Source organism: Streptomyces sp. NPDC088762, assembly GCF_044750905.1.
Classification (GTDB): Bacteria; Actinomycetota; Actinomycetes; order Streptomycetales; family Streptomycetaceae; genus Streptomyces.
Window position 1 is genome coordinate 278,032 of record NZ_JBIVKT010000002.1, and the last position, 24,573, is coordinate 302,604.

Genomic DNA, 24,573 nt, shown 5'->3' on the forward strand with positions numbered 1-24,573 from the left:
GACGATGTCAGACGATGTCGTAGAAGCCCTCCCCGTCCAGGTAGTGCGCGGTCAGGATGTCGTGCAGCACGGTGTTCGGCGTCTCGTGCACGAGGTACACGCGCAGGGGATAGGTCCAGTCGTCCACGGATCGGTGGATCCGGTCGCCCGGGCGGACGTTCAGGGCGATGTCGTGGAAGCTGTCGAGCCCGCGCAGCTCCGCCATCCTCGGATAGCCGCGCAACGTGCCGTCCGCGGGCGAGACCATGTTCACGAGCCCCGCGTGCCCGGCCAGTTCGTAGCCCTCCTCCCAGCGGGCGAGGAAGCGGTCCGGGTCCGCGTAGGCGTCCACCGTCCAGTCCAGCTGGCTCTCCCCGATCGCCGCCTTCACCGGCACGTGCAGGTCGGCGCCGCAGGCCCGGGCGGCCGTCTCGATCAGCCGCGGCCCCTGCGGGGTCAGCTTCAGCTCGCTGTGCGCGGGCCCGTTGCGCACCCCCAGCGCGTCCAGGACCCGGCAGGTGTATCCGGCCAGGGCATCCTGGTCGGCGCCGTGGCGCGGCAGCAGTACGGCGCTGACGCCCAGGTCACGGACCCCGTTGGCGCTGATGTGGTGCATCCGCCAGATGTCCGTGACGTGGTGCCTGCCGTCCAGGCTCACCGTGTTGACGATGTACTCGCCGCCGACCAGGTACTCCTGCGCGAGCACCGCGCCGTTGCGGGCGCCCAGCGCGCTGTCGGTGCCGATCAGCGCGGCGAAGGCCGCCCGGACCTGCTCCGCGTCGTCGCAGAAGTGGATGCCGTCGTTCCCCGCGCTCTTGACCGGCTTCAGCACCACCCGGCCGTCGGCCTTCGCGTACCAGTCGAGCAGCGTGCCGAGGTCCGCGGCCAGGATCTGCCCCACGGCGGGCACACCGGCCTCCCGTACCGTCTCCAGCATCCGGTACTTGTCCCGGCGGGCCGTGCTCAGCGCCGTTCCGTTGGTCCGCAGACCCAGCGCCTCGCTCAGTACGTCGGCCAGCTCCACGCCGCTCTCGATGCCGGGCATCAGACACACCGGGCCGTGCGCGGCGACGGCCGCGGCCGTCCGCGCCGCATCGCCCCCGTGCACGACCTCCGCGACGAAGTCCTCCGGCCGGAAGCTGCGTTCGTACACGGGATGCGCGGTCGCGGCGCTCCGCACGTGCACGCAGTCGAACCCCCGCTCCCGGAAGAGCGGCGCGAGGCACCGGGCACTGGAATAGGCGTCGACGATCGCCACGACCGGGCGGCCGGCCGGGGTCGGCTTGTCATTCATGTCAACCTCGTGGATCGGTGGTCATCACGGCAGAGCCAGGCCGGTCTGCCAGGCGAGGAACGCGAGCGTGTCGGCGGCCAGGGCGGCGGCCCTCGTGGTCGAGCGGCCCTTGTGCCCGGCCTCCGCCTCGCTGCGCAGCAGGATCGGTGCCCGCCCGCCGGTGGCGTGCTGGAGCGCGGCGCACATCTTCCGGGCGTGCATCGGATCCACCCGCGCGTCGTTCTCCGACACCGTGAACAGCACCGCCGGATACTCCACCGCCTCCCGGACGTGGTGGTAGGGCGAATAGCCCAGGAGCCAGCCCAGCTCCTCGGGGTCCCGCGCCGAGCCGTACTCGGCGGACCACAGGTGCCCCAGCCCGAACCGCTCGTACCTGACCATGTCCAGCAGCGGCGCCTCGCACACCACCGCCCGGTAGAGATCGGGCCGTTGGGTCAGCGCGGCGCCGACGAGCAGGCCCCCGTTGGAGCCCCCGTGGATCCCCAGCCGGTCCGCCGTGGTCCAGCCGCCGTCGATCAGCGCCTCGGCCGCGCTGTGGAAGTCGTCGAACACCTGCTGCTTGTTCTCCCGCATCCCGGCCCGGTGCCATTCCTCGCCCTCCTCGCCGCCGCCGCGCAGGTTGGCCACGGCGTAGACGCCGCCGGCCTCCACCCAGGCCAGCACCGAGGGGTCGTAGGCGGGGACCTGGGAGGAGCCGAAGCCCCCGTAGCCGAAGAGGATCGCGGGGCGCGGCCCGGTCCGGTGGAGCGGTTCGACCAGGAGCATGCGCACGGTCGTTCCGTCGGTGGAGCGATAGGCGACCTGCGAGCTCTTCACCTCCGGGACGGCCACCATGCCCGGGGCGGACGCCCAGACGCCGGTGGTGCCGTGGCGGGCGTCGTAGCGCAGGACCGACCCCGGCGAGGTGCCGTCGGTGTACGAGAACCACGCCTCGTGGCCGCCCTCAGGGCGTTCGTAGAGCCCGCCGAGCGAACCGGCGCCCGGTGTCGGCACCGTGCCGAGCCGTTCGCCGGTCTCCAGGTCGTGGACCGTGAACTCGCCCACCGCGTGCCGCGTCCAGCCGGCCAGCAGGAGCGGCCGGTCCAGCTCGGGGCCGTCCAGGATGGCGAAGTCGGTCAGCACCGCCTCCGGGTCCTCCGGTATCAGGTCGCGCCAGGACCCGTACGCCAGATCGGCGGGGGAGGCCACGCAGAGCCGCGAGCGCGGCGCGTCCCGGTCGGTGAACAGGTAGGCCCGGCCGTCGCGCCACATGTACAGGCCGGTGTCGGCGTCCACGCCCACCTGGACCGGCTGGAACAGCGGCGCCTCGGGCGTGCCGGCCGACAGATCGCCCAGCCACAGGTCGCTGCGGTTCTCCGTCCCCCGGGATGCCCCCACGCTCAGCCAGCGGCCGTCGCGGCTGACCAGGATCCCGTAGTCGTTCGAGTCGGGGAGCCCCTCCCCGAACACCACCACGTCCTCCGACTCCGGGTCGCTGCCCACCCGGTGGAGGCAGACCCGGCGCCGCCCCGGACCGTCGCCGTCCTCCTCTCCCGCGGGCCCGGGCAGGTGGCGGACGTAGTAGTAGGCCGAGCCGCCCGGGAGCCAGGCGACGGCCGAGTGCCGGGCGCGCGGGATCGGGCCCTCCAGGAGCACGCCCGTCGCGACGTCCAGCACGTGGAGCAGCGACTCCTCCGTGCCGCCCCGGGAGATCTTGTACGCGATCCGGCGCCCCTCCTGGTCCGGATGCCACGCGTCCAGGGTGGTGTCGCCGGTCGGGTCCAGCCGCATCGGATCCAGCAGGACGCGTTCCGCACCGTCCGGTTCCACGGTGAGCAGGACGGCGCGTTCCTGCCCGGGGAGGCGGCGGGTGAAGAACTGCCGCTCGCCACGCCATACGGGAGCGCCGACGCTGCCGGTGCCGAGCAGTTCGGTGAGGCGCCGGCGGAGCGCGTCACGGCCGGGCAGGCCGGCCAGGACGCGGTCGCACAGTTCGCGCTGCGCCGCCGACCACCGGCGGGTCCCCTCGCCGTCCGGGTCCTCCAGCCACCGGTACGGGTCCTCGACCAGGCGCCCGTGGAGTTTGTCCTGCCGGGGGTCGCGGGGCGCGGGGGGATAGGCGAGCGGGAGCGTGTGCGGGTCGGGCAGCCGGTGGGGTGAGGTCATTGCTCCGCCTTCTGGAGTCCGCCCGGCGCGGCCGAGGCGTCGTGGCCGAGGGAGTGGAACCCGCCGCCGTAGAAGACCAGGGGACCTTCCACGGGCTCGTCCGACGGGGTGAACGCCAGGACGCGGGCCAGGACGATCGCATGGTCCCCGGCGGGGACGACCGACTGCACCCGCCCTTCGAGCCAGGCCGCGCCGTGCGCCAGCAGCGGGGCGCCGGTCTCCGGGCCGGGCCGCCAGGCGTGCCCGGTGAACTGGGCCTCGCCCACCGGGCGTTCGGCGCGCGCGAAGTGCGCGGCCGTCTCCCGCTGGTCGGCCGCGAGGACCGTCACGCCCAGCGGGGAGCCCTCGGTGACCAGGGTGGCGAGGTGGGAGCCGTGCGCGACGCAGATCAGTACGAGGGGCGGGTCGAGGGACACGGTCACGAAGGAGTTCACGGTGGTCGCGTGCGGGATCCCGGACGCCACCGTGGACGCGACGGTCACGCCCGTGGCGAAGGCCCGGCCCGCCTGCCGCACCAGCAGGGCGGCGGACTCCGCACCGGTGTCCGGGAGTCGGTCGGCCGCCTCGGGGGCCGCCTCCCCGTACTTGCGCGCAGCGGCCTGGCCGATCCACGCCGAGACGAGCGCCGAGGCCGCCGCGACGAGCAGCAGCACGGTGAAGGAACCGCGCGGTGAACCGAGGCTGGTGATCCCCATGAACAGCAGGATGCTCACCGTCACGCCGGCGAAGGTCCCCAGCGTGAAGAGGCCCGAGACCCGGCCGGCCACCGCCACGGGCTCGTTCTCCAGGATCCGGGCCTGGAAGACCACCGCGAACACCTGGCCGGCCATCAGCATGACGGAGCTGGCGAGGACCGCCACCCACGCGGTCGTCACCAGCGTCATGCACGCCAGCGAAACGGCCGCGGTCAGCGCGGCCAGCACACCGGGACGCAGCCCCCGGCGGCCGCGCAGCCGGGCGGCCAGAGTGGCGCCGATCACCGCGCCGGTGCCGTTGGCGAGGTTGATGACGCTCAGCCAGCCGGCGCCGCCGCCCAGGAAGTCACGGGCGACGACGTTGGGGTAGACGTTGATGACCCCGGCGCCGGCGTTCAGCGCGAACACGCTCGCCAGCAGCCACCTGCTGCTCCCGGACAGCCGCGGCTTGCCCGATCCGGACCCCGCGCCCCCGCCGTCCGTCCGGCCGGACGCCGGGACGGGGGCGGGGGCCAGCCGCACCAGCAGCAGCCCCGAGACGACGAAGCTGGCGATGTCCAGGGTGATCAGCACGGGCAGGTTCGAGACCTGGAGCATCAGGGGAGCGGCCGCGGTGCCCAGGATGAAGGTCGACCAGTCCACCTTCGACACCGCCGCCAGCGCCGAGGGGATCCGCTCGGTCGGCAGCACACGGCGCAGGTAGGCGGTCTGCGAGGCGGTGAAGAACGGGGTCAGCAGGCTGAGGAAGGCCATCACGGTGATCGTGGCCGCGGAGGTGAAGCCGCCGCCGGCCCCGCCCCCCACCGCGGCGAGCAGCACCACGAGCACCGCGGCGCGCAGGATGTCCAGCCCGATGAGCGTGCGCCGCGTGTCCCGGCGGTCGGCCAGCGGGGCCAGCAGCCGCGAACCGAACAGGATCGGCAGGTACACCAGCACGATCGCCGTGGTGAGCAGGGCGTTGGAGCCGTGGTTCTGGTTGTAGGCGTAGTAGACGACCCCGGTGCGGAACAGCCAGTTGCCGAACTGGCTCACCGCGTACGCCGACAGCAGCGCGCGAAGGGAACGGCGTTCGGGGGTCTCGCGGCGCTCGGTGGGTGGCACGGTGCTCCTCGTCGATCCGGGTGGGGTCTGTCTCGTCCTGTCTAGTCGGAGGCGGGCTCCGGGGTCGCCTCGGCGGTCAGCCGGGCGCGCAACTCGGCCAGTTCCCCGGGGTCGCCGCCGCGCTCCGCGGCCAGCTCGATGTCGGCGCGGGCTCCGTCCGGATCGGCGAGTTCGAGCCGCAGCACCGCGCGGTTGTAGGCGTAGTCCGGGTCGTCGGAGAGACGTACCGCGTGGTCGAGGCAGGTCAGGGACTCCTGAGGGCGGCCACTGGCGTGGAGCACGTGGGCGAGGTTGTTCCAGGCCTCGGTCAGCTTCGGATCGCGGGCCACCGCCCTGCGCAGGCTCTCCTCCGCTTCCTCCGTGCGCCCGGTCTCGGAGAGGGCCAGCCCCCGGTTGCTCCACGCCTGCGCGTTCCCCGGATCGTGGTACACGGCCGCGTCGAGGCTGACCAGCGCCTCGGCGGGCCGCCCCTGCTTGAGCCGGAGCACCCCCAGGCCCACGTGCGCCCGCGCCTCCCCGGGCTTGAGCTCCACCACGCGCCGGAAGTCCCGCTCGGCCGCCGCCGCATCACCCCGCTGAACGTGGAGCCGGGCCCGGTTGAGATGGGCCTCGTAATAGGGCGGGCACAGCTCGATGGCCCGGTCGTAGTATTCCAGCGCCTCGTCGAACCGGCCGGTGCGCTGGAGCATGTTGGCCAGGTCGTTCGCGTATTCCCCGTAGTTCGGGTCGAGCGCTATGGTCCGCTGGTAGGTCTCGTACGCCTTCGGGAAGTCCTTCACCATTTCGTAGATCTGCGCGGTGTTGTAGACGAGGATCGACTGGTGGAGGGCGTATTTCTCATCGCCGTAGATCTTCTGCATCCGCTCCATGCCCTCGGTGCAGAGCGTGAGGGCCTCGTCCATCCGTCCCTGCCGTGCCCGGATGTAGGCGAGCGCGTTTTCGGCGAACACCTTGATGTATTCGTACTTCGGGTGGTCCTGGAATTCGGTGGCGAGTTTCTCCAGGTTGAGGAGGGCGAATCGCTCGGCGGTGACGAGGTCCGGGGGCGACTGGTAGCGGCCGTGCGCCATGCTCTGCGAATACAGGACCGTGGGCGTGTAGAGGCTCTGGGGGAAATGCCCGTAGAAGGTGTCCAGGTAGGGGATCGAGGTGTGGGCCAGCCCGAGCGAATAGAGGACGAAGGACATCCGCAGGTAGACGAGGTTGTGCGTCTGGCCGCCACCGGGGAGGGTGCGCAGCTGCGGATCCGCCCAGAAGCGGGAGAAGAGGTCGAACCAGGTGTCGTAGAGCCCGATCTCCTGGAGGGAGATCGACAGCGGGGACAGCGCCACCACCTGGTCGGACGCGTCGCCGAGGGCGAGGTGGTGGACCGGGTGGAACACCTCCTCGGGCGTGCCGGCGAGGCCGCCGAGCACCTCGCGGTGCAGGCGCTCCCTGGTTCCGGCGTCGTAGGTCTCGTAGTTGCGGACCGCGACCGGGTCGTCATCGGCGCAGTGGTCCGCGACGTAACCCTCCAGCAGGTCGTACCTGGCCCTCTCGCCCATCAGGCTCAGGTAGAGGTCGAGGTGGGTGTCGAAGGTCAGGTAGTCGGGCAGCGACACCTTCGCGCCGGCGCAGCGCATGAGCGCCGAGAGCCGGGCCGGCCTGCCCTGCGAGAGCCGCCACAGGTCGTCGAGCCGCTTGGCCTCCGGGACCGGGAAGCCCCAGCTCCCGATCATCTCGCGGGCCTCGCCCCGGGACAGCGGGCCCAGGGTGACCCGTGCGCTGTGCTCGGCGAGGGCGACATCGGGTTCGCCGTCCACGAGGAGCACGATCGTCAGGCGCCGGCACAGCGTCCGGCGGCGGGCGACGATGTCGAGGAACTGCACCACCGTCGGGGACAGGCGCTCGGCGTTGTCGACGACCAGGGTGTACGGGGGCCGCCCGGGGGAGGCGAGGAAGGCGTCGAGGAACTCGTACAGGCCGTTGAGCAGCTTGCCCTGGTACTCGTGGAAGTAGAAGCGGGTCCGTTCGTCACGGCTCGCGATGCCCGTGAGGTCCTTCGGCACCCGGTAGGCGGGGGAGTCGCGGTGCGGGAAGATCCGTTTGAGGGACTGCTCGGCGGCGGACACCAGGTCCGGGGCGTCGGTCTCCGCCGTGCTCAGCGCGTGGTCCACCAGCGGCTGCAGCCCGGCGAGGTAGCCGTGGGCCAGCCTGTCCCCGCTCGCCGACACCACGGGGCCGGCCGTGCGGCCGCCGAGGGGGGCGGAGTCGAGCCAGGCGCGCACGGTGTCCGCCTTGCCGCTGCCGTCCGGTGAGGTGACCAGAAGAAATGCGGGGGCCTGCGGATCACCGGAATCCAGTCGGCCGGCTGCCTGGTCGAGTTCTGCGAAGAAGGTGGGGCGCACGCGCGGAAATGGAGCAGTCATGCCGGATTTCTCCCGTGTCCGAATCTGTCTCACCGGAGGGGTGGGGGGCCCGGTCAACGGACCCCCCACCGCTTTCGCATTCGCCTTAGCCGGCGACGTAAGGCGTGGTGGTGCGAACGGTGTCCTGCTTCTCGGCAACCTTGACCTTCATGTTTTGTCACCCCTTTTTCATGTCAACGGTTTGTGTCCTCGAATTTCGGACGGCATCAGCATGGGACGGTCCTGTCGGCGGCGTCAAGGACGCGAGGGGGGAGGCCTGTTCACGGTTTTGGCCGGATCGGTGCGGGTGTCCGCCATAGGTGCGCGCCGCAAAAACACCGGGGCGATCCGGCGCTTCCGCTTTTGATCTCCCGGCGGTTTCGTATACGAACTCCCGCGCGGGGCGGGGAGGGGCGGGCCGGCTCCGCACGGGCGGCGGGGGTCCGCGCGCTGGTGGGCGGGGCACCGGCGGCGGGGCCCTGCCCGCGCGCCCGGGCCTCCCCGAGTCGACTGCCCGTCGGCGATTCGTCACCCGTACGTACGTTTGGTCTTGCGAAGGCGGCGCGTGGGCCGGCCGGTCGCCGGCGGGGGCCCCTGACCGGATGCGGACGAATTGGCTCCGGCGGTGGACGGCCGGCTGGTCCGTGCCCGCCGCAACTATGGCCTGAAGCCGATGTTTTGTCCTTCTACATCCTGTTGCACGGGCCCGCGCCGGGCTGCTGGATAATGACCGGGAACAGCCGAGCGGAAAAGACGCCGGGGGCACGAGGTGGCCCCGGCAGGAGAGGAAGTCCCCGATGGACGTGCAGCACTTCGAGCGGATCACCGCGTTCATCGAGGCGCGGCTGACCCCGCTGTTCGACGAGGCGACGGGCAGCGAGCACGGCTTCGGGATGGACGACAACTCCCGTGCGCTGCGCGCGCTGCGCAACGCCGTCCTCGAGGCCTCTCACATCAAGGGACTCATTGCCCAGCGGGAGTCGGCCGATGCGGCCATGCGCCGCGTCATCGACCAGTCGGTGGAGCACAACTGGGACGTGCTGCGCGGCATCGCCCGCCAGTGGGAGGACCACGCCGACTTCCGCCACGAGTTCAAGCACCACGCGTGGGAGCTCGCCGGGCACCCCGTCGCCGTGGAGGGCTGAGGGTACGGCTTCACGCACCCGCCCGCAGGCTGATCACCTCGCCCAGCAGCGCCTGATCGGCCTCCGGGAGGCGGCGCTCGGCGTGCAGCATCCGCAGGGTGCCGGTGAGCCGCTCCTCGTCCTCGGGCCGGTGCAGGTTGCCCATGTACGGGGGCAGCAGCAGGCTCAGGGCCTCCAGATCGGCCCGGGCGCACAGGCGGGCGAGCAGCGGGCGCAGCGGATCGGTGCCGGTGCCCGGGTCCCCGTGCCCCGACGCGGCCTCGGGCGCGGTGGCGCGCAGCCCGCGCGCGATACACAGGCGCAGCCAGTCCGCGTACGGTCCGGGCGGTACGTCGGCCAGCCGGCCGGCGGCCGCCTCGAAATGCGCGCGCGCTTCGGCCGGGCGCCCCAGGTCCAGGTGCGCGCGGCCGATCGTGCCGTGCAGGGACGGGTGGAAGCCGCGCACCCGCTCGTCGCCCACCCGGTCGGCCAGGGCCAGGCAGGTCTCGTTCCACCGGAGGGTGGCCTCGGGGGTCGGCTGGTGCCGCGCCAGGTAGTGCGCGGCGACGCAGGCTTCGTAGTCGTCGGCCGCGATGTCCCAGGCCCGTTGGAAGAGGCCGCGGGCATCGGAGTTCCGCCCCTCGGCCTCGGCGGTCATGCCCTGGACGCACAGCTCGACGACCTTCAGGTCCGCAGGCGCGGAACTGCTCGGATTCACGGGGGCTTCCTTCACGTTCGGTGGCCGGCGGCGGGCAGGGCGACGGGCATGACCAGCGTGGTGAAACTGCCCTGGTCGGCGGAGCGGACCAGGACTGGCCGGGGCGGGTCGAAGAGCTCCAGCAGGACGTCCGGCCCGACGCTCGCCTCCAGGGCGGGCGCGAGCACCGCCGGGTCGAAGCCGATCCGTACCGGTTCGTCCTCCGCGCGCAGCGCGGGCAGCACGGCGCCGGCCACCAGCAGCCGGTCCCGGCCCAACTCCACGGCGATGGCCGGGGCGTCCCCGCAGCCGTCGAGGGCGGCGAGCAGGGCGGCCCGGTCCACGACCACCCGGTGCACCGGCGGCCTCATGGCCCCCAGCACGTCCCGGTAGGCCGGGTACTCCCCGGGCGTCACCGGCACCTCGCGGGAGCCGCCCGGGTGGCGGACGGTGAGCGGGGCCCCGGCGGCTCCCGCGACCACGGTCACCTCGGCGGCCCGCGCCGCCCACGCCCCCAGCCCGACCAGGGCGTCCGCGTCGATCAGCACCCGGCCGGCCGGGCCGGTCAGGGAGCCGGGCCGCAGGGTGCGCAGCGAGAGCCGGTAGCGGTCGGTGGCCACGAAGCGGACCTCGTCCTCCTCGTACTCCACCAGCACGCAGCCCAGGACGGGATCCGCGGGCTCGCGCCCGGCGGCCGGCGCCACCTGCCGGGCCGCGCTCGCCAGTTCGGGGCCGCCCAGGGTGAACTCGCTGACGGTGGGGGAGCCGGGCAGTGCGCCCAGGACCGCGCCGAGCGCCGCGTCGGCGGCCCGGCCGCGCTCCCGGGCCGCCGCCCGGTGCCGCTCCAGCACCTCGCGGGCGCGGTCGGGCGGCCCGTCGAGCACGGTCACCACGTCCGCCAGGGCCAGGCCCGTCTCGCGCAGCCCGCGCAGGCGTGCGGCCCGGTCCTCCTGGGCGGGGGAGTAGAAGCGGTAGCCGGTGCCGCCGTCCACGTGTGCGGGCCGCAGCACGCTGCAGTCGTCGTAGAAGCGCAGGGCGCTGGGCGCGAGCCCGACCCGCCGGGCGAACGCGCTGATGGTCATCAGTTCGGGTTCAGAAGTGCCGTCCATGACGGCGATTGTCGACTTTCATCCCGCTTGAAGGTCAACCGGCGGCGCGGGGACCCTCGCAGGGCGCCTTTGCGCTCACTCGGCCGCCGCCGTGCGGGGCGTGGTCTGCTGGACCGCCCAGCCGTTGCCGTCCGGGTCGGAGAAGTAGACGAAGGACCCCCAGGGCATGTCCTGGATCTCGGTCACCTCGATGCCCCGGCCCCGCAGATCGGCGTACGCCTCCTCGATGTCGGCCACGACGACCTGCATGTTGTCCAGCGATCCCGGGGTCATCCGGGTGAGCCCCTTGCCCAGGGCGATCGAGCAGGCCGACCCCGGTGGGGTCAGCTGCACGAAACGGATGTCCTCGCTCACGGTGACGTCGTGGTCGGCGTTGAAGCCGAGCCTCTCGTAGAAGGCCTTGGCCCGGTCGACGTCGGTGACCGGTACGGCGACCAGCTCCAGCTTGATGTCCATCGCATGCTCCTGCATCGTCAGCGGCCCGGAACGCGACTCCTGCGGCTTCGGCGCCTGCGGCCGCACGGCTTCATCGGGCCTCAGGCCTTCTTCACGTCCGGGCCCTCGGGCCGTCACGCCATCATGCTCCCGGCGCCGGAGCCGCGCCGCCCGGAACCGCGTCCCCGGCCGTGTCGGCCGCCGCGAACTGCGTGCGGTACAGCTCCTCGTACCGCCCGCCCGCCGCCAGCAGCTCGGCGTGCGTGCCGCGTTCCACGATCCGGCCGTCCTCGACCACCAGGATCAGATCCGCCGCCTGTACGGTCGACAGCCGGTGCGCGATCACCACGGCGGTTCGGCCCGCCAGGGCCTCGCCCAGCGCCTCCTGCACCGCGGCCTCCGAGGTGGAGTCCAGGTGGGCGGTGGCCTCGTCGAGGATCACCACCCGCTGCCGGGCCAGCAGCAGCCGCGCGATGGTCAGCCGCTGCCGCTCCCCGCCCGACAGCCGGTACCCGCGCTCCCCGACGACCGTGTCGAGGCCGTCCGGCAGCGAGGCGACGAGCCCGTCCAGGCGGGCGCGGCGCAGGGCCTCCCACAGCTCCGCCTCCTGCGCCTGCGGCCGGGCCAGCAGCAGGTTGGCCCGTACGGAGTCGTGGAAGAGGTGACCGTCCTGGGTGACCATGCCGAGCGTGTCGCGGATCGAGTCGGCCGTGAGGTCCCGTACGTCGATCCCGCCGATGCGGACCGCGCCCGCGTCGGCGTCGTACAGCCGCGGCAGCAGCTGCGCGATGGTGGACTTGCCGGCGCCGGAGGAGCCGACCAGGGCGACCATCCGGCCGGGTTCGGCGCGGAAGGACACCTCGTGCAGGACCTGCGTCCCACCCCTCGAGTCGAGCGTGGCGACCTCCTCCAGCGAGGCGAGGGAGACCTTGTCGGCGGAGGGGTACGCGAAGGAGACCCGGTCGAACTCCACGGCCACCGGTCCCTCCGGGACCTCCCGGGCATCCGGCTTCTGGGAGATGAGGGGCTCCAGGTCCAGGATCTCGAAGACCCGCTCGAAGCCACCATCGCGCTCATCACCTCGACGCGGGCCCCCGCGAGCGCGGTGAGCGGCGCGTACAGCCTGGTCAGCAGCAGGGCGAGGGCGACGACGGAGCCGGCGTCCAGGGTCCCGCGCAGGGCGTAGTACCCGCCGAGGCCGTAGACCAGGGCGAGCGCCAGGGCCGAGACCAGGGTGAGGGCGGTGATGAAGGCCGACTGGGCCATGGCCGTACGGATCCCGATGTCCCGGACGCGCGCGGCGCGGGCCGCGAACTCGGCGGACTCGTCGGCGGGCCGCCCGAACAGCTTGACCAGCGTGGCGCCCGGGGCGGAGAACCGTTCCGTCATCTGGGTGCCCATGGCGGCGTTCAGCGCGGAGGCCTCCCGCTGCATCGCGGCCATGCGGGCCCCCATCCGGCGGGCCGGCAGCACGAACACCGGCAGCAGCACCAGCGCCAGCACAGTGATCTGCCAGGAGATGCCCAGCATCACGGCCAGGGTGAGCAGCAGGGTGACCACGTTGGAGACCACCCCGGACAACGTGTTGCTGAACGCCCGCTGCGCGCCGATCACATCGTTGTTGAGGCGGCTGACCAGGGCTCCCGTGCGGGTGCGGGTGAAGAAGGCGACGGGCATCCGCTGCACGTGGTCGAAGACGGCCTTGCGCAGGTCGAGGATGAGCCCCTCCCCGAGAGTGGCGGAGAGCCTGCGGGTGAGCAGCCCGAGGCCCGCCTCGGCGACCGCGATCAGCGCGATGAGGAGGGCGAGGCGAGTGACGGCGCCGCCGTCACGGCCGGCCACGATGGCGTCGACGATCCGGCTGGCGAGCACCGGGGTCGCCACGGCCAGGAGCGCCCCGACCACACTGAGGAGGAGGAAGAGGGTGAGCCCGCGGCGGTGCGGGCGGGCGAAGGCGGCGACCCGGCGCAGGCTCGCCCGGGAGATCCGGCGACGGTCCTGCTGCGCGTTGATCGCGCTGTGCAGCGATGTCCAGGCGGTGACTTCCATATCCATGACCGGAACGGTAGGACCTCAACCAAACCTGAGGTCAAGCCTTCGCCCCCGGTACCCCCCGGCGGGGCCGAACTCCCGCCCGTACGAGCGAAATCCACAGCAGCCCACCGTTGTCGGTGCCCGGTGGCATCATCGGTCCATGACGCAGGGATACCAGTCCGTCCACCTCGCCGAGGGCACCACCGACACCATCCTGCACCGCTTCGGACGATGGGTCCGGGACACCCCCGAGGCCCCCGCCCTCATCGCAGGCGCGGACAGCCTCGGGTACGGACAGCTCGACGAGCGCGCCAACCGCCTGGCCCACCACCTGCTCGCCTCCGGCCTGGGACCCGGTGGCCTCGTCGCCGTGGGCACCACCCGGCAGACCGAACTGGTCGTGGCCCTCCTCGCCGTCCTCAAAGCCGGCGGTGCCTACGCCGTCGTCGACGCCGAGACGCCGCGCACCGGCCGGCAGCAGCTCGCCGCCCTCGAACCCCTGGCGCCCTTCGCCCTGCTCACCCACGCGCCGCACCGGGCCGCCCTCGACACCGGCACCGGTCTGCGCGCGATACGGACCGACGAAGCCGCCGCCATCGCCGAACGGCCCGGCTACGCGCCGGACGATGCCCCCGCGCCCGGCGGCCGGGCGGCCGTCCTGTTCACCGCGGGCAGCCGGCCGCGCCCCGTAGCCGTCACGCACGGCCTGCTGCTCGCCGCCTGCGACGGCTGGGCCGAACTGGCGCGGCTGACCCCGCAGGACCGGCACCTGTTCACGGCCCGGCCGGACGTCACCGCCTTCGCCGCGGGCTGGACCCGGGCCCTGTGCTCGGGCGGCGCACTCGTCCTTGCGCCGAAGGCCTCCTGGGAGTCCGCCGGCACGGATCGCGTCCGGCGGGCGGTGACGGCCGAGGGGGTCAGCGTGGTGCACACGGACCCGGCCGGCGCCGGCGCCCTCCTGGTCGACGGACCCAGGCCGGCCGCCGGAGCCCGCCGGACCGGACCCGAGGCGCTGCGCCCGCTGCGCATGGCCACCGTCACCGGCGACCGGCTCCACCTCGACGAACTCGACGCCATGCACGGCCGGCTGCGGGCCGGTGTGCGGATCCTCAACGTCTACGGCCTCGCCGAAACCGCCGGGGTGGGCACCTGCTTCGAAGTCCCGCAGCTGACCGACCCCGTGGACGAACCGGAACGGCACTCCCTGCTCGGCAGACCCTTCGCCGGCTGCCGGGTCGACCTCCGGCACGGGGAGATACACCTCACCCCGCCCGGCGGCGGCGACGCGATACCCACCGGCGATCTCGGCCTGGTGCGCCCGGACGGTCTGCTGGAGTACGCCGGCCGGCTCCGCCACCGCATCGCCCTCCCCGGAGGCTCCCTCGACCCTCAGCCCGTCGAAGCCGCGATCCGCACCCACCCCGGCATCGGCGCGGCCATCGTCACCGGCATCGACAAGGGCGGGGAGCGGCGGCTCGTCGCCTACGTGACCCCGCCGCCCGGCGACCCGGCCTGGGATGCCACCGGGCCGCTGCCCGCGATCTACGGCCTGCGCAACCACCTGGCCGGAGTCGTCCCCAGGGACGAATCCCCGCACATCCTCGTCCGGCTGCGGGCCCTGCCGCGCAACCGGGGCGGCCAGGAGGACCGCTCGGCCCTGCCCCTGCCCACGCAGCCCGTCTCCGAACGGCCCGCCGTACACGGGAGCAAGTTCGCAGCGGCGATCCGTCCCTTTCCCGGACGCCGAGGCGTCAGCTGGTTCGACGGCTGTCTCCCGCTCGTGATCGGCTTCGTCGCCCTGCTGTTCACCGACGTCCTCTGGCCCGGATCCACGGACCTCTCCGCGGTGCCCTACCCCTGGGCGGCCCTCTTCTTCCTGCTCTACGTGGCCGAATGCGTGTCCTTCGGTGTGGGCGTCTCCTTCCTGTTCGCCGGCCACCGCCTGATGAAGGCCAGGGAACGCGGGCGCCCCGGCGGACACACCAGGGCCGCCCACCTCGCGGCGAGCTACCTGCTGCTGGCCTGGTGGCCCCAGGACAACGCCTACCGCCTGGCTGCCAAACAGGACTGGCCCCTGCAGGCGCTGCTCGTCTACGCCTTCAACATCCCCCTGATGATCGCGGGCATCATCGTGGTCCTCTACCTCACCCGGGCCCCGGACTCCCCGTTCGACCACGAGGACCTGAGCTGAGCCCGCCGCCCGGCGGCGGGCGACGCACCGGCCGAACGCACCGCCGTCACGGCAGGACCGGCGGGCCGAACAGCGCGCCGACCGCCGCCGCTTCGGCGCGCACCAGCGCCTCGGCCGCGTCCAGGGCCGGCCTGCTGTGCGCGGCCACCAGCACGCCCAGCCACGGTGCCGGGTCGAAGGCCGCGGTCGGGATGGCGGGGACGAAGACCGCGCCGAGCTCCGCGCAGCCGCGCGCCATGACCGCGCACAGCTCGTCGAGCTGCGCCTCGGGCAACCGCGCCCCCAGCTCCACCCGGTCGACGATCCGTACGAGGTGCCCCGCGCCCCGGAGCGCGTCCAGCCGGGCCGCCACCATGAAGGCGATCGACGGCCCGGTCAGCCGCAGGTTCGTCTCGGTCGGGGCGAGCCGGCCCGCGTCGTCGCCGACGAAGTCCACGTCGAACCAGCCCCGGTAGCCGGCAGCCGCCAGTTCACGGCCCACCGCCGCGCCGAACGCGAGCAGCGGCTCCTGCGCCCATGCGGGGACCGCTCCCGGGCCCACCGTGGCGCCACGGTAGGCGCCGTCCGCCACGTCCATCAGCCCCGCGCCGACCTCGTGCGGCCGGCCGGCCGGGTCCACGAACCCGTCGTACGTCAGGTCCCGGACGGCACCCGGTTCCGTCGGTCCGTGGACGAACTCCTCCACCAGCAGCGGCCCGCGCGGAAGGTGCCGCAGCGCGGCGCGGGCCCCGCCCGCCGCGCGGACCCGGTCCGGGGTGAGCACGGTGGTGCCCGAACCCCCCACACCGTGCTCCGATTTCAGAACAGTGCTCTCGCCGGCCTTGGCCCGGGCGGCGACGAGGCGGACCGCCGCCCTCCGGGTGCCCGCCCGCCACTGCGCCGGCAGTCTGATCCCCGGATGCCCGTCGTCCGCCAGGATCCGGCCGAACAGCTCGTGCGCCGCGGACTTCGACTCGTACCGCAGCTCCTGCGCCCGCCACGGCTGCCCCGCCAGCCGTCCGAACGGCTCCGTCCGCCCCCACGGTACGAGGGGCAGCCCGGCCCCGGTGAGCAGCGCGGCCAGCGCCGGCCGGGCCCGTACGGCCTCGGTCAGGCCGCTGCCCCGCTCCAGCAGGCCGTCGTACACCTCCACCCCGGACCAGCCCAGCTGCCGGCAGACCAGCTCGGTCCATCCCCGCGGCACCGCCCGGGGCAGCACCAGCGCCGCCGGGTGGGGGCTGTAGAAGGCGGCGAGGCAGGCGTAGTGGTGCGCGGCCGACTGGTCCGGGTCCAGCGAGGCGTCACCGAACTGCGCGTTGAACTCCGCCACGTTGCCCACGTGGACGGCCTTCCCGCCCCCGGTCCACGCCTGTGCCCAGCCGGCCGGCGGGGCGGGCGCCACCTCGAACCGCACCAGCCCCTCCGGGCCGTCGCCCGCGGGCGCGGGAAGCGCCCCCATCGCCCGGTAGAACCCGGCCGCGTGCGGATCGGAGTCGATCACCAGCCGGCACACCCCCAACTCGGCGGCCCGCCGCAGCGCGTCCCGGTACAGCAGCCGGCCCACCCCCTGGCCGATGGCCACCGGATCCACGAAGAGCAGCCCCAGGGCCGCCTGTGGAGGCCCGCCTTCCAGTGAGGCGACCCCGAGCGGTCTGCCGCGGCCGTCCTCGGCCACCACGACACGGCGGGCCGTCACCTCGGCCGGCCGGATCCGCAGTTGCTCCGCCTGCGCGGCGAGGAAGTCCGGGGCGTACCCCCAGTGCGCCTTGGAGCGCCTCACCAACCCGGTCAGGGCCTCCGCTTCGGCCGCCCGCGCAGCCCTGACCTTTGCCATTTCCTGACCTCCCCATGATCCGGGCCGGGGCCGTGCGATAGATTCGGCCTCCCCACGGCACATCATTTCCCACCCACGCGGAGACAGGCTTCTCAATGAGCGACATCATCAACGGACTTGGTCGCACCAGCGCCTACGGCGCCCTCGGCCTCGTCCTGCTGATCCTCGGCATCGTCCTCGTGGACGTGCTGACGCCCGGGAAGCTGCCGAAGCAGATCTGGGAAGAGCGCAACCGCAACGCCGCCCTCATGCTCAGCTCCGCCCTCCTCGGCATCGGCGGGATCGTCTTCACCTCGATCTGGACCACCTACGAGGACTTCGGCAAGGGCCTGCTGTCAACGGCGGCCTTCGGGGTGCTCGGCCTGATCCTGATGGCGGTGGCCTTCCTGGTGCTCGACCTGGTGACCCCGGGCAAGCTCGGCGCGATCGTCGTCGACCCCGAACCCCACCCGGCGGTCTGGGTCACGGCCTCCTGCAACCTCGCCGTCGCCGCCATCGTGGCAGCGTCCATCGCCTGACGGTCCCCCGTCCCCGGCCCCGGCCCCGCCCCCGTCGGGCCGCCCGCGAGGCGGCCCGACCCCCGGTCGGCGCGGCACCCCCTCAGGCCAGGCCCAGCGCGAACACCGCGAACCCGGCCGCGAGCAGCCCGGCCACGGCCCGCCGCAGCGCCGTCGCCGTGCGCCACGGCTCCTCGAACCGCCGCGCGTGACGCGCGAGGGCCACCAGCAGGACCGCGAACACCGGCATCCACGCCACCCGCGCGGCGAGCCATCCCCAGCTGTCCGGCGCCGTGGTCAGCCCCGCCAGCCCCGCCGGCCCGCCCACGAATGATCCGGGCACGGCCGCCGCCAGCATCGCCGTCTGGTGCCAGCACAGGATCGTCATCGCGCACAGGTTGATCACCACCACCGGCGCCCACAGCGCAGGCCGGGCGAGCACCTTCGCCAGCCGGTCGCGCAGCAGGACCGCCGCGCCCGACTGGGCGGCGGCCAGGGCCAGGACCAGCAGCGACGGCGGGTGGGAGTTGGTCCGCGCCGCACCGGGCACGCCCACCATCGACGCCGGGTAGTGGAAGACCGTCAGCAGCGTCGCGAACAGCACCGCCCCACCGGTCAGCAGCACCAGTCCGCCGCGCCGCCCGATCCGGCCCTCGCCCCAGGACACACCGAGCTGGTACGCGAACAGCCAGCCCGGCAGGATGTTGATCAGGGACAGCCAGGACGGTACGGAGCCGGCGAGCGGCCCGTAGCGCAGGAAGTCCACCACCGCGACCGAACCGAGCAGCGGCGCGGCGGCCCAGCCGCCGAGCCGGTGGGCCGCCCGCACGCAGTACGGGGTCAGCGCGGTCACCACCCCGTACACCCCGACGAACCACAGCGGCTGGATCACCAGCGTGGCCCCGGTCCGCAGCGTGGCCTCCGGAACCCCGGCCGCGTACAGCACGGGCGCGGCCAGCGCCCACACGGCCGTCACCCCGAGCACGGGCCGCCCCAGCCGGGCGGTCCTGCCCTTCAGCCACGCCCCCGTGGACCCCGTGCGGCGCCGGAAGGACAACGCCGAGGCGTACCCGCCGACGAGGAAGAAGATGCCGAGCATCTGGAGCACCCAACTGGCGGGGGCCAGCCCGCCGAAGGCCGACAGCGGGCTGGCGTTGTGCAGGCCGCCCCCGGCGTCGAGGGTGAAGCCGCCGAGCAGCCAGTGACCGGTCGGCACCGCCAGCAGGGCCAGGGCGCGCAGCCCGTCGATCGCCCGGTCGCGGTGGGCGGGCGTCCGCCGCTCGATCCGGTCGGCGGTCCCCTTCAGCCTCGTGAGCGCGCTCATCGGACATCCCCCTTCGCGATCGCGGCGAACGCCGCCAGTGACTGGCTCCCGGCGGCGAAGTAGCCGGTGTGGCCCCGTACGTCGGCGGCGGGCACCCGGCGGGCCCCGAAGGCCGCGGAGGTGGGATCCGCGCCGTGGCCCAGCCCGGCGAACTCCACGTTCGGGATGTCGGCGATCCAGTCGGAGGGCCCCCGGGCCGCCCACACCCGGGCGCCGGTGCGCAGGGCGGCCGCGGTGCCGGCGCGCATCCCGGGGGAGCCGAAGGCGACGATGTCGGTGGCGTCCGTGTGCCGGGCCGCCAGTCCGCAGACCACCGAGCCGTAGCTGTGGCAGAACAGCACCGGGTCGGGAGCCCCCACCGCGTCCAGCCCCTGGGTGAACCGGGCCAGGCGCACCGCCCCGGCCTCGGCCAGCCGTCCGCCGGCCGCGTCCAGGCCCACCCCGACCGGGGTGGTGTAACCCACCCAGGCGATCACCGCGGTCGAGCCGCCGGCCACCGACCGCAGCGCCCCGGCCATCCCGGCCGGCCCGGTGGCGGGCTTGCGCGCGGCGTCGTAGGCCGTGGCGTCGTTGTCGGACCCCGGCACGATCACCGAGACGTGCTCGGCGTGCTCCAAGTCCCCGAAAACCTCGGCGACCTGGCCCCGCCCACGGGGGTCGAAGGCCAGGATCCGCCGGTCCGGCGCGGCGAGCGAGGCGTAGCGGGCCTCACCCGTCGCGGCGACCGCGATCCGGTTTGCCTCGTACCGCAGAGGGAGCGGCGCGCCGTCCAGATTCCCCACGACCAGCGGGTGGGACCGTACGAGCTCCCCGCGCGCGGCCTCGTCCAGCCCGGCGAAGAACCGGGCCACCTCGCGCGGCGTCGCACCCGCCGGATCGGGCAGCGCCCGGCCGGAGGCGGTGTCGGCCCGCCAGGCGGTGGTCCCCGGTGGCGGCCCGGTGACCGCGGTCTGGCGGTCGTCCCCGGAGGCCCATCCCGCGGTCCCCCCGACGACGGCCAGCCCCAGTGCGGCCGTGACCATCGTCCTTCCGAAGCGGCGCATGCCCCTTCCCCTCTCCTCGTGACGGGCCACGGGACGAGCCTCGTGACGGGGAGGAAGGTAGGAAGGAGGCACCGGACCGTACGTCGGACCGTGGAGCCAAGTCGGATGTCATACCCGGGTAGGGGGTGGAGGAGGCAGCGCCTTTCGCCCTCGCGCTGCCTTGCAGCCAACTGACATGTCATGATGCTGAGTTGTGGGCCGAGGGGGGACTTCATGACCAATAGCGCGATCCGCGTGCGCCTGACCGAAGGTGCGAGCGAGAGCGACGTCCGGGCGCTGAAGGCGTGGCTCGAGCGGGAGCACAGGCTGGAAACGCACAGGAACAACGGCAGGCTGGAGATCCAGGAGCGCGCCGGAACGGAGGACGGGCCCGGCAGTCCGATGGGGGTCGGGCTGGAGATCGTGCTGGTGCTGATCGGCGCCGCCGCGCCCAAGTTGTTCGACGAGGTGTTCGAGCAGGTGAAGAGCGGCGTGCGCGCGTGGCGGGAGAACCGCCGTGCCGTGGAACACGGCGAACCCCCAGAGGTCGAGGTCGCGCCGGACAGCGACGGGAGATAGCCCGATGGCGCGCTTCGACCCGCGTGGCAAAGTGAACCGGGCGCTGCTCGTCGGAGTTCCCGCATACGACTTCACCCAGCCCGGACACCCTTTCGGGGTGTCCGGCGACCTCCACGCCGTCGAGCACAACCTCACCGGGCTCGAACGCTCGCTGCGCGAAGGCGGGGTGTTCACCGAGGAAGAGATCACCGTCGCCCGGCCGCGCACCGTGGACCAGTTCGACCGGCAGCTGGAGAACGCGGTCGAGGCGGCCGAGGGGCTGCTCCTGCTCTACTTCTCCGGCCACGGAGCCGTCCCCAGCACCGGTGACGAGCTCTGGCTGCTGATGCGGCGGGCGAAGATCGTCCCGGGCACCGAGTCCGTGTTCCTCGGCGCGGCGCCCTGGAAGAGCGTCCTGACCGTGCTGTCCGGCGCCAGGGCGGAGCAGGTGGTCGTCATCCTCGACTGCTGCTACGCGGGCAACGCCTCGGGGGCCTGGGACGCCCTCGGCGCCGCCCACCGGCAGCGGATCTCGCTGCTGATGAGCGTCCAGGCCAACAACCGCATCGATGCGGGCGACGCGGACACCCCCACGCCGTTCACCGACCGGCTCGTGCGCGTCCTGAGCGAGGGCGTTCGGGGACAGGGCGGCGAGGTCGGCTTCGAGGACCTCGCCGGCCGGCTGAGGGACTACATGTCCGCGCACCACACGACGCTGCGCGACCCCTCCGAGCCGTGGGAGCCGCAGAGCCGCTCCGCCACGTCGGGCGCCGACGTGCTGCTCGCCGCCCCGCCCGTCCGCTCGCCGGACCGCGCGACCCGGCCCTCCGTCACCCCGAACAGGGGCGGCAGCGGGCGGACTTCGCCGCAATCGGCGGCCGCGCCGGGGAGCCGGCGGCCCGCCGAAGGACAAGGCGGCGCTCCCGGCGGGAGCAGACCCGGCCGCCCCGGCCGGCGCGGCCGGCTCCGTCCCCTCAACGGCCGCAAGCTGGCGGCCGTCGTCGGCGTGCCCGTGGCGCTCGCCGGCCTTGTCACCACCGGCCTCGTCCTCCTCGACGACAAGCCCCCCTGCAAGCCGCCGCTCGAACTCCGCCTCCTCACCGACCCCGATCTCGAACCCACCGTCCGCAGGGCGGCCGAGGCGTATCTGATGTCGGACGAGAACAGGACGGGTGACGGGTGCAGACGCAGCGGCATCACCGTCTACAGCGCCGGCGCCGCCGCGGCCGTCGCCGCCTTCAACCGGCAGTCCGACCCCTGGCAGCGGCCGACGGGCGACGACAACCCGCAGCGCGACATCGGCCCTCAACCGGACATCTGGATTCCGGCCACGTCCGCGAGTGCCGACCGGGCCCGTCCCGCTTCCACCGAGCGGAGCTACGCCGCGCTGGAGCCCGATCCCGACCCCTTCGCGTTTTCGCCGGTCGTCCTCGCGGTGCCGCAGAACCTGGCGACGGAGGGGGTCGCCGACCGCGTGGGAGGCCTGGCGGCCCTGAGTGAGGCCCTCAGGAAGCGCCGGCCGGGAACCGAGATACGGCGCACCGACCCGGAGAACACCGACTCCGGCCTGCTCGCGACCGCCGGCCTCTACGGCCCGGGCGCGCCGGACCCGGCCACCGCCGAACGCGCAGTGGCCCAGGCGGGACCTCCCGCACGCACCGGCGGGGACCTGCTGTGCGCACTGCCCGACGACAAGGCCGTCGACGAGCGCACCGCCGCCCTGGTGCCGGAGTTCCTGCTCAGGACCGGAGTGGGCTGCGACAGTGCGACGCGGGCCCCGCGGATGGCCGAGTACCCCGTGGACGTCCCGGGCCTCACCCCGACGTTCGTACGGGTGCGCTGGCTGGACGCCGACCGGGACGAGGACGCGCGCGACGCGGGCGTGGAGCGGTTCCACGCGTGGCTGACCGGCAAGGACACGGACGGGAAGAAGGCCGCGACGAGCGCCGCGGCGGGGGCGGGGCTCGTCGTGTTCGGGACGGACGGCTTCCGCAGCGCGGCACCCGGGCACCGGCCGCTCGGCAACGGCACCGACCCCTCCGCCGCCACCGGCGTCGTCTTCCACGACTTCGGTGCCCTGGAGAACCCCGGCCCGCTCACCGCCGCCGACCGCCCGTACGCGCCCGTGATGACCGCGGCGCTGAAGGGCTACCGGGAGGCCAACGGGCCGGGCCGGGTCCTCTTCCTGCTCGACTCGTCCGGGTCCATGGGCGCCTTGTGGGAGGGCCCCGGCGGCGCCCCCGGCATCATCGCCCAGTCCCTCGCGGGGCTTGGTGAGCGCGACGAGTACGGCGTCTGGGCGGTCGCCTCCGAGCCCGGCAGCCCTCGCCCGTACAGCGAAGTGCTGGGGTTCGGCAACCACCGGCGCGAGGAGGCCCAGAGCGTCATCGCCGCCAACGCCCGTGTCAAGGACCTGGAAGCAGACCCCTACAAGGCGCTGGTCGCGGCCCTGGAGGAGATGGGGCGGCGCGGTACGGACGGGCACCGTCCGCAGCTGATCGTCTACATCACGGACGACGAGGACAACAACCGGCTGACCGAGGGCGGCCTGCTCGCCGGTCTGCTGGCCTCCGCCAGGGAGAAGAAGACACCGGTGGTGATGGCGTCCCTCGACAGCGGCGGCTGCGACAAGGGCAAACCGGACGCGGCCGTCTCCGAGGCGAGCGGCGGCCGCTGCCTGGACACCAAGGGCGATCTCGTCGCCCGGCTGCGGGACGAGGTCGCCAGGACCGGGACGGGGGACGAAGGATGAGGCTCGGCCCCTCGCGGCCACGGCGCGGCGCCTGCGCGATGCTCCTCGTCCTGCTGCTCGCAGTGGGGTGCGACGGCGGCGGAGCCGCAGACGGGAAGTCCGGTACTCCGGGCGCCGACCAGGCGGGGGACATCGTGCTGGCCAGCGGCCGGGACGTGACCGGCAAGGGCGGCATCCGCCAGCAGCTGATCGAGGAGTGGAACGACGAGCAGAAGCGCAAGGGCTCCGACCGGCGGGCCCGCCTGGTCGAGCTGCCGGGCTCCGCGGACCGGCAGCGCAGCCAGCTGCTCGGCGCACTGCAGTCCGGCGGCGCCGAGTACGACGTGGTCAACCTGGACGTGACCTGGGTGCCGGAGTTCGCCGCCGCGGGTCTCGTCCAGCCGCTCCCGGACGGGCTCGTCGACGATGACGTCATCCCCTCGGTCGCCGCGACCGCCCGCTGGGCGGACAAGCTGTATGCCGTCCCCTTCAACAGCGACGTGGGGTTGCTCTTCTACCGCCGCGACTACCTGAAGGGCGTGGGCATCACGAACACCGAACTCGGCAAGGACACCGCCTGGTCCGTCGTCCAGCAGCTGATCGGCGCGCTCGACGGAGCCAAGAAGAAGCCCGACGCCTATGAGAAGGGCTGGACCGCTCAGCTCGACGCGTCGTACGAAGGCCTCACCGTCAACGGCATCGAGGCCTTCGCCTCCGCCGCCGGGCCACTGTCCCTCACCGACAAGGAGGGCCGCTACGCGGGTTCCGTGGACGATCTGAAGGCGGGACTGGACGAGCTGCGCAGCCGCACCCAGGCGGCCTACACCCTGCCGGACGCCGTCCACTCCGACGAGGCGGCCACGCTCACCGACTTCTCGGCCGGCCGTACCGCCTTCCTGCGCCACTGGCCGTACGCCTACCGCACGCTCCACCAGTCCCTGTCCGAGGAGCAGCTGGCCGTGGCCCCCCTGCCGGGCCGGGCGGTACTGGGCGGCCAGAACCTGGCCGTCGCCGCGAGGTCGCGGCGCAGCACCGGCGCCCAGGACCTCATCCGGTTCCTCACCAGCAGGATGAGCGAACGCTGCCTGCTGGACGCGGGGTTCGCTGCCACCAGGAAATCGGCGTACGAGGACGACAACCTCACCTGCGAGGCGGCCAAGCCGCCCGGTCAGGCGACCGCGTCCCCGACGGGCGAACGCACCGACCGGATGCCACGGGACGCGCAGGGCCGCCCCGCGTACGCGCGCGGCACCCTGCTGCCCGCACTGGAGAAGGCCGTCCAGCGTCCGCGCACCCCCCTCTACGGCGCCTTCACCCAGACGTTCACCGCCCAACTGGCCCGGCTCCAGGGCACCAAGCCGCCCTCCGACCTGCAACTCGCCGAGGACCTGCACAAGGCCCTGAGGAGGGCGCTGCCACCGGAGTGAGCACGGGAGA

16 protein-coding genes and 1 pseudogene are annotated in these 24,573 nt (G+C 73.6%); 6 read left to right on the forward strand and 11 right to left on the reverse strand.

Annotated features, from left to right (window positions below):
* Positions 1 to 7: 7 nt before the first annotated feature.
* From ACIP5M_RS05995 to ACIP5M_RS06010, 4 genes are read right to left on the reverse strand one after another with little or no spacing between them, the layout of a single operon-like run.
* Positions 8 to 1,273 carry an ATP-grasp domain-containing protein gene (locus ACIP5M_RS05995; RefSeq protein ID WP_401192457.1) on the reverse strand — a complete coding sequence of 422 codons (1,266 nt, stop codon included), beginning with the start codon at positions 1,271 to 1,273 and terminating at the stop codon, positions 8 to 10.
* A gap of 24 nt (positions 1,274 to 1,297) precedes the next feature.
* Positions 1,298 to 3,418: a prolyl oligopeptidase family protein gene (locus ACIP5M_RS06000; protein WP_401192460.1), complete on the reverse strand. Its 2,121-nt coding sequence runs from the start codon at positions 3,416 to 3,418 to the stop codon at positions 1,298 to 1,300.
* Positions 3,415 to 5,214, reverse strand: a complete 1,800-nt coding sequence (locus ACIP5M_RS06005; RefSeq protein ID WP_401192463.1) for a flavin reductase — start codon at positions 5,212 to 5,214, stop codon at positions 3,415 to 3,417. The genes ACIP5M_RS06000 and ACIP5M_RS06005 overlap by 4 nt, the downstream gene beginning before the upstream one ends.
* Positions 5,215 to 5,255: 41 nt before the next feature.
* The gene (locus tag ACIP5M_RS06010) at positions 5,256 to 7,622 is read right to left on the reverse strand and encodes a tetratricopeptide repeat protein (RefSeq protein ID WP_401192465.1); all 2,367 of its coding nucleotides are present in this window, start codon (positions 7,620 to 7,622) and stop codon (positions 5,256 to 5,258) included.
* Between the two features lie 776 nt (positions 7,623 to 8,398).
* On the opposite strand from ACIP5M_RS06010, the gene ACIP5M_RS06015 reads away from it, so the two are divergent.
* A complete protein-coding gene (locus ACIP5M_RS06015; protein ID WP_401192467.1) occupies positions 8,399 to 8,746 on the forward strand; it encodes a hypothetical protein in 348 nt (115 codons plus the stop codon).
* A gap of 10 nt (positions 8,747 to 8,756) precedes the next feature.
* Here ACIP5M_RS06015 and ACIP5M_RS06020 read toward each other — a convergent pair whose 3' ends face one another.
* The 4 genes and pseudogenes from ACIP5M_RS06020 to ACIP5M_RS06035 form a co-directional block, all read right to left on the reverse strand.
* Positions 8,757 to 9,443, reverse strand: coding sequence for a hypothetical protein (locus tag ACIP5M_RS06020; protein WP_401192469.1), 687 nt, complete (start codon positions 9,441 to 9,443; stop codon positions 8,757 to 8,759).
* Positions 9,444 to 9,454: 11 nt separating this feature from the next.
* On the reverse strand, positions 9,455 to 10,531 hold the full coding sequence (locus ACIP5M_RS06025) for a MerR family transcriptional regulator (protein WP_401192471.1): 1,077 nt from the start codon (positions 10,529 to 10,531) through the stop codon (positions 9,455 to 9,457).
* A gap of 75 nt (positions 10,532 to 10,606) precedes the next feature.
* Positions 10,607 to 10,987 carry a VOC family protein gene (locus ACIP5M_RS06030; RefSeq protein WP_401192474.1) on the reverse strand — a complete coding sequence of 127 codons (381 nt, stop codon included), beginning with the start codon at positions 10,985 to 10,987 and terminating at the stop codon, positions 10,607 to 10,609.
* 121 nt (positions 10,988 to 11,108) lie between these two features.
* A pseudogene (locus tag ACIP5M_RS06035) lies at positions 11,109 to 13,021 on the reverse strand (ABC transporter ATP-binding protein).
* A gap of 139 nt (positions 13,022 to 13,160) precedes the next feature.
* Between ACIP5M_RS06035 and ACIP5M_RS06040 the strand changes: the two are divergent.
* Entirely contained in the window at positions 13,161 to 15,191 is a 2,031-nt protein-coding gene (locus tag ACIP5M_RS06040) for an AMP-binding protein (RefSeq protein WP_401192476.1), read from the forward strand.
* Between the two features lie 46 nt (positions 15,192 to 15,237).
* Here ACIP5M_RS06040 and ACIP5M_RS06045 read toward each other — a convergent pair whose 3' ends face one another.
* Entirely contained in the window at positions 15,238 to 17,004 is a 1,767-nt protein-coding gene (locus ACIP5M_RS06045; protein ID WP_401192478.1) for a GNAT family N-acetyltransferase, read from the reverse strand.
* 95 nt (positions 17,005 to 17,099) lie between these two features.
* On the opposite strand from ACIP5M_RS06045, the gene ACIP5M_RS06050 reads away from it, so the two are divergent.
* Positions 17,100 to 17,522 carry a DUF350 domain-containing protein gene (locus tag ACIP5M_RS06050; RefSeq protein ID WP_401192480.1) on the forward strand — a complete coding sequence of 141 codons (423 nt, stop codon included), beginning with the start codon at positions 17,100 to 17,102 and terminating at the stop codon, positions 17,520 to 17,522.
* Between the two features lie 82 nt (positions 17,523 to 17,604).
* On the opposite strand, the gene ACIP5M_RS06055 is transcribed toward ACIP5M_RS06050, so the two are convergent.
* Positions 17,605 to 18,825, reverse strand: a complete 1,221-nt coding sequence (locus ACIP5M_RS06055; RefSeq protein ID WP_401192482.1) for an acyltransferase — start codon at positions 18,823 to 18,825, stop codon at positions 17,605 to 17,607.
* Positions 18,822 to 19,868, reverse strand: a complete 1,047-nt coding sequence (locus ACIP5M_RS06060; RefSeq protein WP_401192485.1) for an alpha/beta hydrolase — start codon at positions 19,866 to 19,868, stop codon at positions 18,822 to 18,824. Before ACIP5M_RS06060 ends, ACIP5M_RS06055 begins: the two co-directional genes overlap by 4 nt.
* A 213-nt stretch (positions 19,869 to 20,081) precedes the next feature.
* Here ACIP5M_RS06060 and ACIP5M_RS06065 point away from each other — a divergent pair, with 213 nt between their 5' ends.
* From ACIP5M_RS06065 to ACIP5M_RS06075, 3 genes are read left to right on the forward strand one after another with little or no spacing between them, the layout of a single operon-like run.
* Positions 20,082 to 20,426, forward strand: coding sequence for a hypothetical protein (locus ACIP5M_RS06065; RefSeq protein WP_401192488.1), 345 nt, complete (start codon positions 20,082 to 20,084; stop codon positions 20,424 to 20,426).
* Between the two features lie 4 nt (positions 20,427 to 20,430).
* A complete protein-coding gene (locus ACIP5M_RS06070) occupies positions 20,431 to 23,157 on the forward strand; it encodes a caspase family protein (protein WP_401192490.1) in 2,727 nt (908 codons plus the stop codon).
* Entirely contained in the window at positions 23,154 to 24,563 is a 1,410-nt protein-coding gene (locus ACIP5M_RS06075; RefSeq protein ID WP_401192493.1) for an extracellular solute-binding protein, read from the forward strand. Before ACIP5M_RS06070 ends, ACIP5M_RS06075 begins: the two co-directional genes overlap by 4 nt.
* Positions 24,564 to 24,573: the final 10 nt, after the last annotated feature.

Excerpts from the sequence above, each read along its gene's own strand:
- ACIP5M_RS05995 (WP_401192457.1), bottom strand. The coding sequence starts at position 1,273 with ATGAATGACAAGCCGACCCCGGCCGGCCGCCCGGTCGTGGCGATCGTC.
- ACIP5M_RS06000 (WP_401192460.1), bottom strand. The coding sequence starts at position 3,418 with ATGACCTCACCCCACCGGCTGCCCGACCCGCACACGCTCCCGCTCGCC.
- ACIP5M_RS06010 (WP_401192465.1), bottom strand. The coding sequence starts at position 7,622 with ATGACTGCTCCATTTCCGCGCGTGCGCCCCACCTTCTTCGCAGAACTC.
- ACIP5M_RS06015 (WP_401192467.1), top strand. The coding sequence starts at position 8,399 with ATGGACGTGCAGCACTTCGAGCGGATCACCGCGTTCATCGAGGCGCGG.
- ACIP5M_RS06025 (WP_401192471.1), bottom strand. The coding sequence starts at position 10,531 with ATGGACGGCACTTCTGAACCCGAACTGATGACCATCAGCGCGTTCGCC.
- ACIP5M_RS06030 (WP_401192474.1), bottom strand. The coding sequence starts at position 10,987 with ATGGACATCAAGCTGGAGCTGGTCGCCGTACCGGTCACCGACGTCGAC.
- ACIP5M_RS06040 (WP_401192476.1), top strand. The coding sequence starts at position 13,161 with ATGACGCAGGGATACCAGTCCGTCCACCTCGCCGAGGGCACCACCGAC.
- ACIP5M_RS06045 (WP_401192478.1), bottom strand. The coding sequence starts at position 17,004 with ATGGCAAAGGTCAGGGCTGCGCGGGCGGCCGAAGCGGAGGCCCTGACC.
- ACIP5M_RS06050 (WP_401192480.1), top strand. The coding sequence starts at position 17,100 with ATGAGCGACATCATCAACGGACTTGGTCGCACCAGCGCCTACGGCGCC.
- ACIP5M_RS06055 (WP_401192482.1), bottom strand. The coding sequence starts at position 18,825 with ATGAGCGCGCTCACGAGGCTGAAGGGGACCGCCGACCGGATCGAGCGG.
- ACIP5M_RS06060 (WP_401192485.1), bottom strand. The coding sequence starts at position 19,868 with ATGCGCCGCTTCGGAAGGACGATGGTCACGGCCGCACTGGGGCTGGCC.
- ACIP5M_RS06065 (WP_401192488.1), top strand. The coding sequence starts at position 20,082 with ATGACCAATAGCGCGATCCGCGTGCGCCTGACCGAAGGTGCGAGCGAG.
- ACIP5M_RS06070 (WP_401192490.1), top strand. The coding sequence starts at position 20,431 with ATGGCGCGCTTCGACCCGCGTGGCAAAGTGAACCGGGCGCTGCTCGTC.
- ACIP5M_RS06075 (WP_401192493.1), top strand. The coding sequence starts at position 23,154 with ATGAGGCTCGGCCCCTCGCGGCCACGGCGCGGCGCCTGCGCGATGCTC.